This window comes from Geobacter sp. AOG2 (assembly GCF_019972295.1).
Lineage (GTDB): Bacteria > Desulfobacterota > Desulfuromonadia > Geobacterales > Pseudopelobacteraceae > Oryzomonas.
Genome location: NZ_BLJA01000001.1, coordinates 1,681,225 through 1,699,754 on the forward strand (window position 1 = coordinate 1,681,225; position 18,530 = coordinate 1,699,754).

Here is an 18,530-nt window from a genome sequence, read left to right on the forward strand (position 1 = left end):
CTATGAGCCCACAAATTATTGATACTGGGGAGTTGCAATGAAGATTATCGTAACTGATGAAGTATCTGCGGAAGGGCTTGCTCTGTTGACCCAGGATGCGCGCATTCAACTGGATGTGAAGCTGGGGTTGAAAAAAGAGGAACTGCTGGCGGTCATCGGCGACTATGAAGCAATCATCACTCGAAGCGGCACCACCGTTGACAAAACCCTGTTGGACGCGGCCACCAAGTTGAAGATCGTTGCCCGGGCCGGGGTCGGCATCGACAATGTGGATGTGGACTACGCCAGTTCCAAGGGCGTCATCGTGGTAAACGCACCATTCGGCAATACCAATAGCGCCGCTGAACATACCCTGGCGCTTCTTCTTTCCTTCTGCCGCAATGTCACCATTGCCAATGCCAGCCTGAAAGCCGGCGAATGGAAGCGGGCTCCCTTTACCGGCCACGAACTGAAGGGCAGGGTCGCCGGCGTGATCGGGCTCGGCAAGGTTGGTGGCCGGGTGGCGACACGGCTCAAGGCCTTCGAATGCGAAGTGCTGGCCTGCGATCCCTATGTTTCGGTCAAGCGTGCCAACGACTTGGGGGTCAAACTGGTTTCCCACGATGAAATCTACAAAAATTGCGACATCATCACCGTTCACACCCCGCTGACCGATGAGACCCGCGACATGATCGGCCCTCGCGAATTCGGGTTGATGAAGAGCGGCGTCATCATTCTCAATGTGGCGCGCGGGGGGATCATCAACGAGCAGGCTTTGCTGGACAACCTGGTCTCCGGCAAAGTCGTCGGCGGCGCCGTGGACGTCTGGAGTCAGGAACCGCCTTCGTCAGAGACGCTCAAACAACTGATCGCCAACAACAAATTGGTGGTGACCCCGCACCTTGGCGCAAACACCTTCGAAGCCCAGGTCAATGTGGCCATCGATGTCTCCCGCGAGATCATCAACTATCTGGACGACAAGCCGATGGAGAACGCCGTCAATATCCCCCGCTTCGATCTGGCCCTTATGGACCAGATGCGTCCGTTCCTCAATCTGATGAGCGTTATGTGCGACTTCGGCATCCAACTGGTGGACAATAACCTGGAAAAGGTCAGTTTCGGTTTTGCCGGCAGTATTGCCCATTACGACTGTTCACCCTTGGCTGTCTGCGGCCTGACCGCTCTGCTGAACCGTGTGGTTGACCAGGACGTCAACATGGTCAATGCCTCGCTGATCGCCGAGCAGATGGGTATCGTGGTGGAAGAGTCCAAGACAACCCAGGGGGGCGCCTTCTCCAATGTCATTACCCTGGTGATCGAAGGGCAGGGCAAGCGCCGGCTGGTTTCGGGCACACTCTTCGAAGGTTCACCCCGCATCGTGAAGCTGCGCGACTATTCCATGGATTTCACTCCCGAAGAGCACATGCTGCTCCTGAACTATGACGACCGTCCCGGCATAATCGGCAAGATCGGCACCATCATGGGGCAGTACAACATCAATATCGGTTCAATGAACCTGGGACGGCGTGAAAAGAAGGGAGAGGCCATGGTACTGCTTTCCCTCGACTCGGCCGTGCCCGATAACGTGCTTCAGGAGATAAAGACCGCCACCGATGCCTCCTTCATCAAGGCGTTGCATATGCGCGTCGGAGCCTGTACCCGCAGCTGCGGCTGCGGCGCCTGAGGTCCCGGTCTCCATGCAGTTTCCCCACATTAATCCTGTTTTTCTAAGCATCGGCCCGCTCCAGTTTCGCTGGTACGGGCTGATGTACGTTTTGGGTTTCGTTGCCACCTATTTCATTCTTCGTGCCGAGGTTCGGCGCAAAAAACTTCCCCTGACCCCGGACGACGTAGCCGATCTGGTTTTTTACGGCGCCCTGGGGGTTGTTCTGGGTGGACGGCTCGGCTATATCCTGTTCTATGACCTTGGGGTTTACCTTGCCGACCCATTGCAAGTCTTTGCGGTCTGGAAGGGAGGTATGTCCTTTCACGGCGGCTTTTTGGGAGTTATCCTTTCCTTTGTTCTGTTCGCTCGGCGCAAAAAGATTCCTTTCTGGGTGCTGATCGATATGGCGGCGCAATGCGCGCCGGTCGGATTGGGGCTCGGCAGGATCGGCAATTTCATTAATGGAGAACTGTACGGCAGACCGACAGATGCCCCCTGGGGAATGATCTTTCCGGGAGGGGGCGACCTCCCGCGCCATCCCTCGCAACTCTACGAGGCCTCTCTGGAGGGGGTGGTCCTGTTCTTCATTGTACGTATCATGGCCCGTAAGTCTGATGTGACCGGCATCCCTGCCTGGACCTTCTGCGCAGGTTACGGCCTGTTCCGTTTTATTGTCGAATTTTTCCGCCAACCCGATGCGCAGATCGGTACCTTCCTCAGTTTCTTTTCCATGGGGCAGCTTTTGAGCTTGCCCATGTTCCTTGTGGGCAGCTTCATGGTCATCAGATTATCCCGGCGACCTTCTTCTCTTTGAATCCAGAACGCCCTCCCTTCATGTGAAGGGAGGGCGTTTACATGCCCTGTTTAAGGGGTATACTGAAGTAAAACATATGACAGGAGGCTTTTCCCCATGATAAGCAAAAAAATGGCTGATTCACTCAACAAGCATATGAATCTTGAACTCTATTCCGCGCACATCTACCTCTCCATGTCGTCCTGTGCCAACGAGATGGGGCTGAAAGGGGCGGCCAACTGGTTCATGGTGCAGTATCGGGAGGAAATGGTTCATTTTATGAAATTCTACGCCTACCTTGTCGACCAGGGGGTGAATGTGGAACTCCTGTCCAGCAAGTCTGTGCCGAACACCTATAAGTCGCTGCTTGAGATGATGCAGAGGACCTTGGCCCATGAGGAGCTTATTACCAAATGCATTAACGAACTGAGCGAGCAAGCTGCTCAGGAGAGGGATCACGCGACGCAGATATTCCTGCAATGGTTCGTGACTGAACAGATCGAGGAGGAAAATAACGACCGCGACCTGATCGCCAAGCTCAAACTGGTCGGCGACAATGGCCACGGCATCCTGATGATCGATGCCGACATGGCAAAACGCGTGTTTGTACTGCCTGCAGGTACCCCGTTCGCGGTCTAGTGTCCCATGCGGTGAGTTCGCCAGCTCTTTTGTCTGCTGCCGTCGTTACGGCTTCTTGACATAGACCCTGCCATAGCCGTGTCGCTGCGCCTTGGAATCGGCCAGACCAGCTTGGAATTACTTCCCACAGCTAACCGTACAGGACACTGACATGAAGATTCGTTTCTGCGAACATAACAAGGGCAAAGGCAAGGTATATCGTCGCTTGACCGAGGAATTCCCCGATCTCAATATCAAGGTCAAGGAATGCATAAAACAGTGCTCCGCATGCCGGGAGATGCCCATGGCCACGGTGGATAAGAAAAAGCTCACCGCCCGTGACGGGGATGAACTTTACAACAAAATCGTTGCAGCGATTCGCATGAAGCAGGCAAAAGAGGAATGAACACTAGGCGCCGTGTTTCTATCTTGGTTTTTCGCTTCCAATGGCTTGGCGGTGCGTGATTGACGGTTGCCGTCCATGGCGGTTTGTGCTATATATCTCAACTTCCTCTTCGTTAGCAGAGTATGCGCCCGTAGCTCAGTTGGATAGAGCAACGGCCTTCTAAGCCGTGGGCCACAGGTTCGAATCCTGTCGGGCGCGCCAGTAAAAATGCGGGTTTACTAAATTGTAAAACCCGCTTTTGCTTTCCTGGTTTCATACGGGTTGCAGCAGGTTGATTTTGAATACCGACCACCAAACAAAAAAGGCTGTCCATCACTGGGCAGCCTTTTTTGTATTCGCTTTTGGGGATTTGCGCCGGGATACCTACACGCCGTCACCTGGCCCAATCTCCATTGCCAAAGGTCCATACTGCACCGGAATTCAGGATGTCTTTTCCGATCAGTCGCCCATACGAATGTTCCGGTTGCGGCAAGTTTGCCGTAGAAACCCAGGCCAGGAGAACCCATCTACACTGGGGGCACCTACCCCAATGTACTTTGGGTGGAGATATCCGTATTTTTTTGTTCACAATTCATCGTTTTTATGAGATTTATAGAGTAAATTAATAGTTCCTTAGGCCTTTGAACGCCAATCTTGGTTGAGGTCTACTAAAATGGAAAAAAGCCGGATTACCTGTCAATATGAGGAATCCGGCTTTTTTTAAGGTAGCAGTTTTACGTTCTCGATAGTGTGTGCTGAAACCAACGCCAAGGGGGAGCCTGAATTATGAAACGAATTGTTGTGCCGATGATTGTGCTACTGCTGCTGTGTGGGATGTCTTCAGCCGTTCAAGCGGCGGAGCCACCGAACCTCGGCCCGGAGCTCATCAATCTCAAGATGGGTGTCATGTCTCTTTCGTTTCAGCATAGAAAGCACCAGAAAGATCTGAACAACGAATGTTTTCACTGCCACGCGCGTGAGAACGGAAAAATTGATAATTGGGGCAAGGACACTGCCCATACGCTCTGTATTTCGTGTCACGACCTCTATGACAAAGGCCCGGTCGAGTGTCATCAGTGCCACAAGAAGTAGGGCGCTTATTTATCCAACTATTCATCAGGTCATTCCCGGCCCGCCTCAAAGGCGGGCCTTTTTGATTGAGTTTGTCTGGGTCTCTCGTGGGAAGTGCCGCAGCATCAACCAGAATTATGCGGAACTGTTACCCTTTTTGAGCCGCTGCAAACGATTATTGAGAGCTTGCCGTGTGATGCCTAACAGCCGGGCGGCTATTCCCTGGTTGTTCTTTGCGATTTCCAGCGCTTTACGGATCAGTTCCGTTTCGGCATGTTTCAGCGTGGGGAACCGGTCGAAGGTGATGCCGTTGGCTCCCGTGTTGCTCTTGGGAGTCGGGTTGTGTTCCTGAAACGGGAACGAATCCCGTTCCCGCTCGATAAGCTTGCTGAAGTACTCGGTTGACAGTTTAGAAGAAGTGGTCTTAGTGACACTGTCAAAGACCATGGCTTTCAATTCGCGTACATTGCCGGGGAAGTCGTAGCTGCAGAGAAGATCAACGAGTTCCTTCCGATATGCAGGCCTTTCTTTCGCCATGATCCTAGCTGTTTCTTCGACAAAATGATCCAGAAGGAGCGGGATGTCATCCAGTCGGTCCCTCAAGGGTGGGATAGACACTTGGTGGGTGCAGAGACGATAGTAGAAGTCCTTACGGAACTTTCCCTCGTTTACCAACTGACGAAGATTATGGTTTGAGGCCACCACGAGGCGGGCATTGCTTTGGATAGGGTTGTCCGACCCGAGTGGGTAGTATTCGTTTTCCTGGAGAAGTCGCAGCAGTTTTACTTGGGAGATCTCGTTCAGGTCTCCGATTTCATCAAGGAATATGGTGCCGTGAGCCGCCCTTTTTATGAGGCCTTCCCGATCCTGGTTCGCTCCGGTGTAGGCACCCTTTTTATGGCCGAAGAGGGTGTCGGAGAACATCAGATCGTCCAGTCCCGAGATGTTGACGGATACGAAATCCCCCTTCTGCTTGCTCATGTTGTGAATTGCCTTGGCCACGAGTTCCTTGCCCACTCCGGTTTCCCCATTGATCAGGACCGCCTGATGGGAGTTTGAAATGATCTCCACATACTGCATGAGGGAGAGCATGTTTTTGTTTTGCGTAACAATGGAATGTCGGGAGGCGATTGTCGATGGCGGGGTTACGGCCTGTGTTGAGTCTTGGAGAAAACTGATGCCGTCGTTAAGGGAGCGCAACTCCAACGCTCGGGTAATACTGGCCATGAAACGGTTAATCGATATGGGCTTTGTCAGATAATCGGCCGCTCCGGCCTTGATGCACTCAATTGCCGAGTCAATCTGGTTTTCTGCCGTTACGATGATGACCGGGACATGCGGTTTGTTTTTGGTAAACAACTCAAGCAGGTACATGCCGTGAAATCTGGGCATAGATAGGTCCAACACCACGACGGCTACTTCCTGAACGTTGAAGTAGTCGAGCGCCCTGCGGCTGTCGTCAAATGTTATGACATTGTCGTATCCGTCATGACAGAGCAATGACCTGAGCAATGATAATGCCTGGGGGTCGTCATCCACTATCATGATCGGCGCTGTGCTGTTATTCCGGCTGTCCATGGTCAACTCGCATATGGTCGGATTTTTTCTTGTTGCGCGTGACGTAACGATGATGCGTTATCTCAAATCACTGCGTCATAAATGACGCAGTGTAATTAATTTACCTGAATACTATATCAAACAAATCAGCATTTCAATCGCTCTGCAAAAAAACTGGGTAATAAAAGGCATTATTTGTTGCATAAATAGAAAAAGAATCCGGGTTCCCCGGCGTATCGGAGCAGGTTGCTTTCCATCAGGTGCACTGAATTGCTGCATGGTTGTTTGTAACTCATATCCCGACCCCTTTTTCCTGTGTGCAACATTAGAAAATATAGAGGTGAAATTGTTATGATCTTTTGCTATGAATACTACGTAATAGCTTCAAGATAAATGTGGTCTTTATTGTGCGAAGACCAAAGTGCGACAACCTTTTCCGGAGCAGGCGGTCCCGTCATGGCTGAATCAAGGCAACGAATTATAATACTAATGGGTGCTTTTGCGTTATGTGGCGCCATCTTTGTTATCGATTTGCTGACCCCGCCTGGCGCCGCGGTGTGGATCGCCTACCTCTTTATGCCGCTGCTCCTGTTTCGCAGCCTGGGGGCCGGACCCGTAACCTGGTTTGCAAGCCTCAGTACGCCGCTGATGATCGTCGATCTTCTGGTTACGCCTCCTGCCAGTCATTTCGGAACAGCCGTCTTCAACAGGATTCTGGCGTTGATTGTGTTATGGCTCTCGGTCGCTTTTCTGAGGATGCATTCCCGGATGCGCATATCGTGCGCAGAAAGTGAAGCGCGTTACGACAGCCTGTTCAATAGCAGCACCGATGTCATGCTGATAATTGAGCCGCATAGCGGGAGTATCGTTGATGCCAATCCCGCGGCGGTTTCGTTTTACGGTTATTCGCGAGAGCAGCTTACCGCCATGGACATTTTTGATATCAACGTCCAAACTCAGGATGAGATCAGGGAAAATATGTATCGTGCCGGTAACGGCACTGCTTCCAGATTCATCTTTCAGCATCGCCTGGCAGATGGCTCCCAGCGGAGTGTGGAAGTGTCTTCCGGGGCAATCCGTTTCCAGGGGAGGGCACATCTTTTTTCGATCATCACCGATATCACCGAACGAAGAAGGGTTGAGCAGGAGCTACAACAGGCCCATGCAGAGCTTGAGCAGCGGGTTGCCGAGCGAACCTCCGAGTTGGCGGAAACGATTCGTGTCCTGCAGATGGAGATTTGTGAACGGGAACGGGTTGAAGATGCCTTGCGTGAGAACGAGGATCGCTACCGGTCCCTTTTCAATAACAGTATCGATGGAATTCTGCTTGCTACCCCAGAAGGCGACGTTTTGGAGGCGAACCCCGAAGCCTGCCGTATCCTCGGTATGACCGAGGTGGAGATATGTGGCCGGAGCAGACAGGAGATCATCGATGAGGCGGATCAGCAGGCAGCGGCCCTGCTTGAGGAACGGGTACGGACCGGCAAGGCGCGCGGAGAGGTAACGTTTCTTCATAAAGACGGCAGCAGGATCCCTTGCGAGTTGAGCTCGTCGTTGTTTGCCGACAAGGATGGGAATTCCAGGGCGTGTATCATCTTTCGCGATGTGTCGGAGCGGAAGATAACGGAGTCGGCGTTACGCAAAAGCAATGAACGTTACATGCTTGCCGTCCAGGGGGCCAGCGACAGCATCTGGGATTGGGATCTTGAAACGAACACAGCTTTCGTCTCGTCCCGCTGGAAGGAGGTGTTGGGGTACGGTGAAAATGAGATAGACAATGTCATGGACGAGTGGATGAACTTGATCCACCCAGATGATTATCGGACCGCATTGGAAACCCTGAATGGTTACTTGGAGGGGAGAATTCCCGAGTTCTGCCTAGAATACCGCCTGCGGCACCAAGACGGAAGCTATCGCTGGGTCCTGACGCGCGGCGCCTGCTTCCGGGATGATGATGGAAATCCCCACCGGATGGCCGGGTCCCATACCGATATCACGGAACGGAAACTTGCCGAGCAGCAATTGCTGGCAGAGACAGCCGAACGTCTGCGCACGGAACAGGATTTGAGGGAAAAGGAACGATTGATACTGCTTCAGAGCCGCCAGGCAGCCATGGGTGAGATGATCGGCAATATTGCCCATCAGTGGCGCCAACCCTTGAATACTCTCGGGCTCATCATCCAGAGGCTCTTGTTGTTTTATAACTCCGGCAAGTTAAACGCGGAATTTCTCCAAGAGAGCACTCAGGAAGCAATGAAGCTGGTCTATCACATGTCCCGGACCATTGATGACTTCAGAAACTTTTTCAAGCCGGATAAGGAAAAGATCTCCTTCAGCGTACATGCCATCATTCTTCAAACACTCTCGCTGATCAATGAGAGCTTCAAGGCCCACCATATCGAGATCGATGCGGATACGGCACATGATGTCTGGGTTTCCGGCTTCCCGAACGAATATTCCCAGGTGATTCTCAATATACTGCTGAATGCGCGCGATGCCTTTTCCGAGCAAGACATCGATGAGGCCAGGGTTGTGATCAGGGCCTTCGGAGGGGACGGCGGGTCCGTGGTTACTATAAGCGATAATGCGGGTGGCATCCCCGCCCATATCATCGACAAGATATTCGACCCATATTTCACGACCAAAGGGCCGGATAAAGGGACCGGCATCGGGTTGTTCATGGCCAAGACCATCATCGAAAAAAACATGCACGGCAGGCTTAGTGTCCGTAATACGGGAAATGGCGCGGAATTCACCATAGAGGTTTGATATGCAGACCGACCAATTATTGGTTTCTGTCCTATACGTGGAAGACGAACAGAGCGCACGCGAGATTCTTTGTTCGGTATTTGAAAGTAAATACCGTTTTTCGCGTCTCGACGCGGCGGAAACCGGGGAGCGGGGTCTCGCGCTCTTCAAGGAACATCGCCACGATATCGTCATTACGGACATCAGCATGCCGATAATGGACGGCATAGAGATGGCTGCCGCCATAAAGGCCATCAACTCCGAAACGGTCATCATCTTTTTAACGGCGCACAGCGGGACGAGCTACCTGCTGGATTCCATCGAGCCATGTGTCAATAATTATGTTCTCAAGCCGGTCAATTACGAAAAGCTCTTTGCCGTCATCGACAAAAGCATTTCAACGATCACATTGAAGAAGTAGCTGGCGGACCGGCTTCGTTTTGTCCGCAGAGTCTCCTGTGCCATCGAGCAGCGTACCTATACTGTCTTTTTTTCATAATGACCCCTCCCATACGTTATGACCTTTCCTTTTTCCGTTCGGCAAGGCCTTCTCTACATCCCCTGTATCACGGCCTGAAAAAACGTAGTTGACAAAGCCCCATCAATCTGTTTTATTGTCGCCATTGTTTACAGTGTAACTATTTAAAATAGCTGAATAAATTTAGTTTTGCTAAATGTTTTGACGTTTAGGGCACACTATTTTCAACCACGTTAAACGTTCCAGGGTACCCATACACTTCGGAGGATATTCATGCAGAAACAGAAGTTTCGCAAGGTTATGGCCGCGAACCGCGGCGAGATCGCTATCCGCATCTTTCGGGCCTGTACCGAGCTGGGTATCAGCACGGTAGCCATTTATTCGGAAGAGGACAAGCTGTCGCTCCACCGCTACAAGGCCGACGAGGCCTATTTGGTGGGCAAGGGTAAGGCCCCAATCGACGCCTACCTGGGGATTGACGAAATAATCGCCTTGGCCCTTAAGGCCGACGTGGATGCCATTCATCCCGGTTACGGCTTCCTGGCGGAGAACGCAGAGTTTGCTGAAAAGTGCGAGGCCAACGGGATCGCCTTTATTGGTCCCACCGCCGAGATGCAGCGCGCCTTGGGAGACAAGGTGGCGGCCCGCAAAGTGGCGTTCGCTGCGGGGGTCCCCACCGTTCCCGGGACCGAGGACCCCATCGAAAAAGAGGAGGAGGCCCTCAGGTTCGCCAAGGAACACGGCTACCCGATCATCATCAAAGCCGCTGCGGGCGGCGGCGGCCGCGGTATGCGCGTGGCCCACAACAAAAAGGAGTTGCTGGAGGGGCTGGTGACTGCCGGCAGCGAGGCCAAGGCGGCCTTCGGTAATCCGGCCGTCTTCCTGGAACGCTACCTGGCCAATCCAAAGCATATCGAGGTGCAGGTACTGGGGGATAATTTCGGCAATTTGGTGCACTTCTATGAACGTGACTGTTCGATCCAGCGCCGCCATCAGAAGGTGGTGGAGTTCGCACCTTCCCTCTCCCTGTCCCAGAAGACCCGCGAGGAGTTGTGCGATGCGGCCCTCAAGATAGCCGGCCAGGTCAAATACCGCAATGCCGGGACCGTGGAATTTTTGCTGGACCAGGAGGGGAATTGGTACTTTATCGAGATGAACCCCCGCATTCAGGTGGAACACACGGTAACCGAGATGATTACCGGCCGCAATCTGGTGCAGGACCAGATCCTGATCGCTTGCGGCCACAAATTGTCCGACCCGGAGATCAATATTTCCAGCCAGAGTGCCATAGACATGCGCGGCTACGCCATCCAGTGCCGCATCACCACCGAAGACCCGGCCAACAACTTTGCCCCGGACTTCGGGACCCTGACCACCTACCGCTCGGCGGCCGGTTGCGGGGTACGGTTGGATGCCGGCAACGCCTTTACTGGCGCGAAGATCACCCCCCACTACGATTCCCTATTGGTCAAGATCAGTTCCTGGGGACTGACTTTCCAGGCTGCGGCCCATATCATGAACCGCGCGCTGCAAGAGTTCCGCGTGCGCGGCGTCAAGACCAACATCGGTTTTCTGGAGAATGTAGTCACCCATCCGGTCTTTCTCAAAGGTGGGTGTGACACCTCGTTCATTGAGAAACACCCTGAACTGCTCAAGGTCCGCGAGAAAAAGGACCGCGCCAGCAAGGTGCTCAAATTTCTCGGAGATGTGGTCGTCAACGGCTCGCCCGGTATCGTAAAACCGCTCAAATCAGCCGATCTGCTGGAGGCCCAGGTGCCGGAAACCGACGTGACCAAACCTCGCCCGGCCGGTTCCCGTGATTTGTTCATGAAGCTGGGGGCCGAAGGGCTTTCCAAATGGATCCTGGAGCAGAACAAACTGCTTCTGACCGACACGACCATGCGCGACGCCCACCAGTCCAACCTGGCCACCCGAGTGCGCACCTACGACTTGCTCAGGATTGCCGAGCCGACCTCCCACCTTGGGGCCGACCTGTTCTCTCTCGAATGCTGGGGCGGCGCCACCTTCGACGTCTCCATGCGCTTTCTGAGGGAAGACCCCTGGCAGCGGTTACACAAGCTCTCCGAACAGATTCCTAACATCCTGTTTCAGATGCTTCTGCGCGGCTCAAACGCCGTGGGCTACACCAACTACCCGGATAATGTGGTGCAGAAGTTTGTGGAAGAGGCCGCCAATTCGGGCATCGATATCTTCCGTGTCTTTGACTCCCTCAACTGGACCACCGGCATGCAGGTAGCCATGGAGGCGGTACGCAAGACCGGCAAGATCTGCGAGGCTGCCATCTGCTACACCGGCGACATCACCGACCCCAAGCGGGACAAGTATCCGCTGGAATACTACGTGAATATGGCCAAAGAGTTGGAAAAGATGGGTGCCCATATCCTGGCCATCAAGGACATGGCCGGCCTGCTCAAGCCGTTGGCCGCCTACAAGTTGGTAAAGGCTCTTAAGGAAAACGTCGGCATCCCGGTCCATCTCCACACCCACGACACTTCCAGCAACGGCAGCGCAACCCTGCTGAAGGCCAGCGAAGCCGGGGTGGACATAGTCGATGCGGCCCTGTCATCGCTTTCGGGGTTAACGGCCCAGCCCAACCTGAATGCCTTGGTGGCGGCTCTGGAAGGGAGCGAGCGGGATCCAAAGGTCAATGCCCGAGGCCTGCAAAGGCTGGCCAACTACTGGGAGACGGTTCGAGACTACTACGCCCCCTTCGAGTCCGGCCTCAAGTCCGGCACAGCCGAGGTCTATCACCACGAGATCCCAGGTGGCCAGTATTCCAACTACAAGCCCCAGGTGGCCGGATTGGGCCTGCTGGAACGCTGGGACGAATGTAAGGAGATGTACCACAAGGTCAACCTCCTGTTCGGCGATATCGTCAAGGTTACCCCCTCCTCCAAGGTGGTCGGCGACATGGCTATGTTTCTGGTCAAAAACAACCTTGAACCGCAGGATGTTTTCACCAAGGGGGATGAACTTGCTTTCCCTGAATCGGTAGTGGGCATGTTCAAGGGAATGCTTGGTCAACCCTACCAAGGGTGGCCGCAGGAGTTACAGAAGATTATTCTGAAGGGTGAACAGCCTATTACCTGTCGTCCCGGCGAGTTGCTGGAACCGGTCGATTTCGAAGAGGAGCGGCTCAAGCTGGAGGAAAAGCTGGAGCATGCGGTCAGCGATAAGGCGCTTGTCTCCAATATCCTGTATCCGCATGTGTATCCCGAATTCGACCGCCACCGCCAGGAATACTCCGATACCTCGGTTATTCCCACGCCGATCTTCTTTTACGGACTGGAACCCGGGCAGGAAACTTCCATCGAGATCGAGCCGGGCAAGACCCTGATCATCAAGCTCAACGCCGTGGGGCGTGTGCAGGCCGATGGCACCCGCACGGTGTACTTCGAACTGAACGGCAACAACCGTTCGGTGGTCATCCGCGATCAATCGGTCAAGAGCGATGAAACCGTACGCGAGAAGGCCGACAAGGGCAATCCCAATCATCTCGGCGCCCCCATGCCGGGCAAAGTGCTTAAGGTCAACGTCAAAGCCGGTGACCTGGTTAGGGCCGGCGATGTACTGATGGTGACCGAGGCCATGAAAATGGAGACCAACATTAAGGCCAAGGCCGACGCCAAGGTGGCTGAAGTGAAGTTCAAAGAAGGGGAAAAGGTGGAGAAGGAAGACCTTATCATCGTCATGGGATAAACTAATTTGATCCTGGTGATCTTGCCCGGTTCCGGCCACCAAGGCCTATGCCGCCCGACAAAAGTTGCGCCCCGCTTCGGACTTCCGAAACGGGGCTTTTTTGTTCGCACGAATTATTTCGGTTCGGAGCATGGCCGCTGTTTGCGGCAGTGCCACCTGTTGTCGGCCACCACAAAACACCAGCATTATTTTCCATTGTTGCTGGAAAGCGTTATAATTAATAATGTACAGTTGATGGAGGTTATGGCTATGGCTGCTGAAGAAACTTTCAACAATCGTGATGTTTCCCTTGCCGACCGCATTGCCGGGGCGGTGTGGGGGCAGTTTGTAGGTGACGCTTTTTGCCTTGGAAGTCATTGGGTCTATGACCTCAATGAATTGGACCGACTCTTTCCTGGCGGGCCGCGAGGTTTTGATCCGCCTGCCGAGGGGCACTACCACTTCGGCAAGGGGCCGGGTGAACTGACCCACTACGGGGATGCCGCGTTGCTTCTGCTACGTTCGTTGATGGAACGGGATGGATTCGACGCCGCCGATTTCGGGAGCCGTTTCGTGGCGATGATGGAATGTCCGGCCTACAAGGGGTACCGTGATCATGCCACTACAGGAACGTTAGCCAACTTTCGAGCATTCCGGGAGGCCCACCCCGATGCGGCCTACAGTTTCCAGGATGGTGCCGACGACGACCAGCCCGCCACCATCAGCCGGTTGGCGCCGCTGGCGGCGCGCTATTTCCGTAGCAGCGATTATCTAACGCAGGTAGAGCGGGCTACGCGGGTCTGTCAGAATAACGAGCGTGCCGTGGCCTATCTCAAGGCCCATGCCGTGATCCTGCGTGAACTGTTTTCAGGCCGCCCCCTGTCGGAGGCACTCAACAAAGCGGCGGAACAGATGGAGACTGAGGGATATCCCGGCGCCGAAGTGAGCCGGAATATCAGGGATGCCTGCTCGTCCCGCAGCCTGCCGGTACGTACGGTAACGGCGAGGTTCGGTCAGTCCTGTCCGCTGGCCAATAGTTTTCCGGCAGCAGTGCACAGCGCCCTGCACCATGACAATGACTTTAGCGGAGCGTTGAAGGCCACGGCATCTGCCGGCGGCGACAACGCTGGGCGGGCGGCCATGGTTGGGTCCTGGCTGGGCGCATTTCTAGGCGTTTCCGCCATCCCCGGCGAATGGAGGAAACGCCTTAAGGCGTATGTCGAGATCGAGAATGGCGTCGGACGTTTAATGAGGGTGGAGTAATGCCAGTCCAAAATCATGTCATATCCGCGTTTCGGCGTACTACAGGTACGCCTTTGTCTTCTCAATGCCCGCCGTTTTGACCTCGCCCCGGATTTGAAATCGATATAAGCGGATTCCTGGCGGCTCTGCCGCCACTTTATTGCTTTTGACTCATCGGCCCGCGTGACGTATAATCCCCTTCTGGACGGTCGCCAACGACGCCTGCCGAGCCATAAGTATATTGTTTCCCCAAGAGGAGCCCCATGCAATTTTTTATTGATCCATATTTTCCTGATGACATACGCGCAGTTGGCGACGCAGGTATGGCCGGGTTCGAAGAGAAACGGCCGTTGTATTTTTCCGGCTGCAAAAATTTTCTCGGCAACTACCGCGAGGAGATAAAAAAACTGCACGAAGCGGGCGCCTCCGGCAACGAGGTGACCCATTTGATCTGCGATATGATGGACGAGCTTAACAACAAACTTTTCCAGAGTATCCTGTACGACGTTGACGGCGGCAGCATGATGGAGCATATCACCCTGGTTGCTGTGGGGGGGTATGGCCGTGGCGAATTGAATCCCAACTCCGATATCGATATCATGTTTCTTCACGACGGTAGCATGCCGGTGGCACGCGTGGAGGACGTGGCCCAGAAACTTTTGTATTTTCTGTGGGACATGCGCCTGGACGTAGGTTATTCGGTGCGAAGAATCGCCGATTGCGTCGAAATGGCCGCCGCGGACAGTACGGTCAAGACTGCCCTCATCGATGCCCGCTACCTGAGCGGAAACCGGCAGCTTTTTGACTCTCTTTCCAAGGTGATCTTTACCCAGATATTGACCAAGTCCAGCGACAAGTTCATCAAGGAAAAGATGGCCGATATGAAGGCCCGCCGGGAAAAATACGGCTCGACTGTTTACCTTCTTGAACCCAACCTGAAGGAAGGCGAGGGAGGCTTACGCGACCTGCAGACCGCCATGTGGGCGGCGCGCGTCAAGTATAAGTTTACCAACCCCAAGGAGTTGATCATTAAGGGGATATTGGCGGAGGAGGAGTTGGATACCTATTATGCCGCCCTCGACTACCTCTGGCGCATCCGCAATGAATTGCATTATTTCAATGGCCGCAAGAACGACCAGCTCACCTTTGATGCTCAAGTGCATCTGGCCCGTTTCATGGGCTACCGCGACCATGGCAGGGTGCTTGCGGTGGAAGATTTCATGCGGGATTACTACCGTCACGCCAACCGGGTCGAACACTTTGCCTCCAGCTTGGTGTCGCGTTGTATCTGGCGCGATGAGGGGGCCTTGAAGATTCTAGGCTACTTCGTGCGGCGACCGGTGGGAGACGGCTGCTTCGTGCTCAAGGGGGAGTTGATCATCCCCGACGAGACGGTGGTGGAGAAAAACCCGGTTGTTCTGATGCGCATCTTCGAGCTGGCCCAGAAACACGGCGTCGCCCTGAATGTTCGCGTTAAGGCGCTGGTCCGCAAAAACCTGCATCTGGTCAACGACAAGTTCCGCCGCAACCGCGATGTGAACCAATCGTTCCTGGCCATCCTGCGTTCGCCCAAGGATGTGGCCGGAACCTTGCGGAGCATGCACCACCTGGAGTTTCTCAATCATTACATACCCGAGTTGGAGCATATTTACTGCAAGGTGCAGCACGATATCTACCACATCTATACCGTGGATATTCATACCCTGTTTGCCGTGGAGGAGGCCGAAAAGATGCTGACCGGCCAATCAAAGGAGGTACTTCCCTTCCCGTGTGAGGTCGCTTCCCAGATCGGCAAGCGTGAACTGCTGCTCCTGGCAGTCCTGTTTCACGACATCGGTAAGGGGGAGGGGGGTGGCCACGCCGAAAAAGGCGCAGCCATGATCCCCACCATTGCCCGACGCATGGGACTTTCCAGGGAAGGTACCGAACGACTGGAATTCCTGGTGCGACACCACCTGCTGTTCGCCCACATTTCCCAACGTCGCGACCTGCACGACGAACGGATGGTGGTCCAGTTTGCACTCCAGATGGAGACCAGCGAAAACCTTAAGATGCTCTATCTTTTGACCATAGCCGATGTCAGGGCGGTGGGTTCGGACGTATGGACCAATTGGAAGGCGCTTTTGTTTCAGGAGTTGTATGAAAAGGCTTTCAATGTGCTGGAACGAGGCAACTTTCACCTGGAGGCCAGCAGCGAACGGGTCAAAGGTGTCATCAAGAAGGTTACGGAGCAGTTGCAGGACGATTTTCCGGTGGCAGCGGTCCGGGAAGAACTCAAGTCCATGCCGGTCCGTTTGCTGCTCTCCAACGACGTGGCTCTGATCTCCGGTCACGCCCGTCTGCTGCTTGGCCTGGAAACGAACAGCCTCCTCATGAAGATCGTCCACCAGCAGGAGAGCGGCTATTCCGAGTTTACCATCTGTACCCACGACATGCCGGGCTTGTTTTCGCGTATTACCGGCGTCATGGCCGCCAATGGCGTAAACATACTGGGGGCACAGATCAACACCAGTCGTAACGGCAAGGTGTTGGACATACTCCAGGTTAATTCTCCGCAAGGCTTGGTCATCACCGATGCGCAACGCTGGCAAAAGGTTCAGGACGACATGCGTCGGGCCCTCCATGGCGAGGTCAGTGTCGCGGAGCTTGTGGAGAGCCGCCAGCGCCCTTCGCTCCTCACAGCCCGCCCGATCCCGCGTTTCCCGACCCGTGTGGAAATCGACAACGAAGTGTCGGAGGACTATACGGTCATCGATATCTACACCCATGACAAGGTCGGGCTGCTCTATCTGATCACCAGTACCTTGACCCACCTGGGGCTCTACATAGGTGTTTCCAAGATTTCAACCAAGGTTGACCAGGTAGCCGACGTTTTTTACGTACGAGACATCTTCGGGCAGAAGATCGTATTCGACGAGAAGTTGGAAGAGATCACGTCGCGCCTGATACGAGCCATCGACGAATGGATCTGATCCAGAGGCGCTTATGACGGAAGAAAGATCCAGAGACCCTCTGCACGGCGTCACCTTGAAGATGATGGTAACCGAACTGGCCGATCACTATGGCTGGGCGGAATTGGGAAAAAAGATCGATATCAGGTGTTTTACCCATGACCCGAGCATCGGGTCCAGTTTGAAGTTTCTGCGGAGAACTCCATGGGCCAGGGATAAGGTGGAGGAGATGTATTTGAGGTGGAAACTGGAAGAATCATAGGGCAATAGATTCGGTTGTGAACCACGCGAGCAACGTGCCTTCTTCCTTATTCCGCAAGAGCTTTTCAGGCTGCCCACCATTCCGGGAGAGATTCGGATTCCATGAACGACTACCTCGACCTGTTCATAAGCTATCTGGCTGTGGAAAAGGGGCTCTCGGCCAACACGCAGGATGCCTATAGCCACGACTTGGCCCGCTACCTGGATTTTCTCGACAAAGAAGGGTGCACATCTTCCGATAGCGTGAAGTCCACGGATATTGCACTTTTCATGGGACGGCTGAAAGACCGGGGGATTGGCCCGCGCAGTCGGGCGCGCTGCCTCTCCGCCATCCGCATGTTCCATAAGTTTCTGATGGTGGAAAATTACGCCGCAACCAATCCGACCTCGATAATCGAAGCGCCCCGCATTCTGCACAAGTTGCCAGAGTTCCTCACAACTCAGGAGGTGGATGCCTTGTTCGCCGCCTGTTCCGGGGCGGCGGCCGAAAATACCCGAGACCTGGCCATGCTGGAGTTGCTCTATGCCACCGGCCTGCGGGTCTCGGAACTGGTCGGCCTCAGGCTGCGCGAGGTTAATCTGGACTCCGGCTATCTCATGACTGTGGGAAAAGGCAACAAGGAACGATTGGTGCCCATTGGCGAATCGGCCTGCGACAAGGTTGGGGCATATCTTACTGTCGTCCGCGCCAAAGTCGACCCCTTGGGGGAGACCCCCTTTCTCTTTCTTTCCCGTCTGGGTTCGGGCATGAGCCGCCAGGCGTTCTGGAACATCATCAAAAAACGGGCCTTGCTGGCCGGTATCCGCAAGAACATCTCGCCCCACACCCTGCGACACTCCTTTGCCACCCATCTACTGGAAAACGGCGCTGACCTGCGTAGCGTACAGATCATGTTGGGACACGCCGACCTCTCTACCACCCAAATCTATACCCACGTCACCCGTGAACGACTGAAACGGTTGCACCAAGAGATCCATCCACGGGGGTAAACGGCGCAAACCAACTATCTGTCATGGATACATAGAGACACGAGGAAAAATCCATAAGGAGTCTTATTTAGTAATTGCGAGGCCGCCCATTT

At 54.2% G+C, this 18,530-nt stretch carries 13 protein-coding genes and 1 tRNA gene; 13 read left to right on the forward strand and 1 reads right to left on the reverse strand.

Translation table 11 applies throughout. The annotated features are described in order from the left end of the window. The first annotated feature begins 37 nt into the window (after positions 1-37). The 6 genes from serA to LDN12_RS07625 all read left to right on the forward strand — a co-directional run bounded on the left by serA (position 38) and on the right by LDN12_RS07625 (position 4,533). Entirely contained in the window at positions 38-1,663 is a 1,626-nt protein-coding gene (gene serA, locus LDN12_RS07600) for a phosphoglycerate dehydrogenase (protein WP_223922067.1), read from the forward strand. Positions 1,664-1,676: 13 nt separating this feature from the next. Next, the gene (gene lgt, locus LDN12_RS07605; RefSeq protein ID WP_223922068.1) at positions 1,677-2,459 is read left to right on the forward strand and encodes a prolipoprotein diacylglyceryl transferase; all 783 of its coding nucleotides are present in this window, start codon (positions 1,677-1,679) and stop codon (positions 2,457-2,459) included. Positions 2,460-2,555: 96 nt separating this feature from the next. Beyond that, on the forward strand, positions 2,556-3,077 hold the full coding sequence (locus tag LDN12_RS07610) for a ferritin (protein WP_223922069.1): 522 nt from the start codon (positions 2,556-2,558) through the stop codon (positions 3,075-3,077). Between the two features lie 151 nt (positions 3,078-3,228). Further along, complete coding sequence (locus LDN12_RS07615; protein ID WP_223922070.1) at positions 3,229-3,462, forward strand: DUF1450 domain-containing protein; 234 nt, start codon at positions 3,229-3,231, stop codon at positions 3,460-3,462. Between the two features lie 124 nt (positions 3,463-3,586). Further along, positions 3,587-3,663: transfer RNA gene (locus LDN12_RS07620), tRNA-Arg, on the forward strand. A gap of 564 nt (positions 3,664-4,227) precedes the next feature. Then, positions 4,228-4,533: a cytochrome c3 family protein gene (locus tag LDN12_RS07625; protein ID WP_223922071.1), complete on the forward strand. Its 306-nt coding sequence runs from the start codon at positions 4,228-4,230 to the stop codon at positions 4,531-4,533. A gap of 114 nt (positions 4,534-4,647) precedes the next feature. On the opposite strand, the gene LDN12_RS07630 is transcribed toward LDN12_RS07625, so the two are convergent. Next, the gene (locus LDN12_RS07630) at positions 4,648-6,090 is read right to left on the reverse strand and encodes a sigma-54 dependent transcriptional regulator (protein ID WP_223922072.1); all 1,443 of its coding nucleotides are present in this window, start codon (positions 6,088-6,090) and stop codon (positions 4,648-4,650) included. Positions 6,091-6,525: 435 nt separating this feature from the next. Between LDN12_RS07630 and LDN12_RS07635 the strand changes: the two genes are divergently transcribed. The 7 genes from LDN12_RS07635 (at position 6,526) to xerD (ending at position 18,438) form a co-directional block, all read left to right on the forward strand. Further along, positions 6,526-8,838, forward strand: coding sequence for a PAS domain-containing sensor histidine kinase (locus LDN12_RS07635; protein ID WP_223922073.1), 2,313 nt, complete (start codon positions 6,526-6,528; stop codon positions 8,836-8,838). A 1-nt stretch (position 8,839) separates the two neighbouring features. Further along, positions 8,840-9,238 carry a response regulator gene (locus LDN12_RS07640; RefSeq protein WP_223922074.1) on the forward strand — a complete coding sequence of 133 codons (399 nt, stop codon included), beginning with the start codon at positions 8,840-8,842 and terminating at the stop codon, positions 9,236-9,238. A gap of 330 nt (positions 9,239-9,568) precedes the next feature. Next, complete coding sequence (locus tag LDN12_RS07645; RefSeq protein ID WP_223922075.1) at positions 9,569-13,015, forward strand: pyruvate carboxylase; 3,447 nt, start codon at positions 9,569-9,571, stop codon at positions 13,013-13,015. A gap of 249 nt (positions 13,016-13,264) precedes the next feature. Next, positions 13,265-14,257 (forward strand): ADP-ribosylglycohydrolase family protein, encoded by a 993-nt coding sequence (locus LDN12_RS07650; protein ID WP_223922076.1) that lies wholly within the window; start codon positions 13,265-13,267, stop codon positions 14,255-14,257. Positions 14,258-14,499: 242 nt separating this feature from the next. Further along, positions 14,500-17,208: a [protein-PII] uridylyltransferase gene (gene glnD / locus LDN12_RS07655; protein ID WP_223922077.1), complete on the forward strand. Its 2,709-nt coding sequence runs from the start codon at positions 14,500-14,502 to the stop codon at positions 17,206-17,208. A 13-nt stretch (positions 17,209-17,221) separates the two neighbouring features. Then, positions 17,222-17,449, forward strand: coding sequence for a VF530 family DNA-binding protein (locus tag LDN12_RS07660; RefSeq protein ID WP_223922078.1), 228 nt, complete (start codon positions 17,222-17,224; stop codon positions 17,447-17,449). A 101-nt stretch (positions 17,450-17,550) separates the two neighbouring features. Beyond that, positions 17,551-18,438: a site-specific tyrosine recombinase XerD gene (gene xerD, locus LDN12_RS07665; protein ID WP_223922079.1), complete on the forward strand. Its 888-nt coding sequence runs from the start codon at positions 17,551-17,553 to the stop codon at positions 18,436-18,438. The last annotated feature ends 92 nt before the right edge of the window (positions 18,439-18,530 follow it).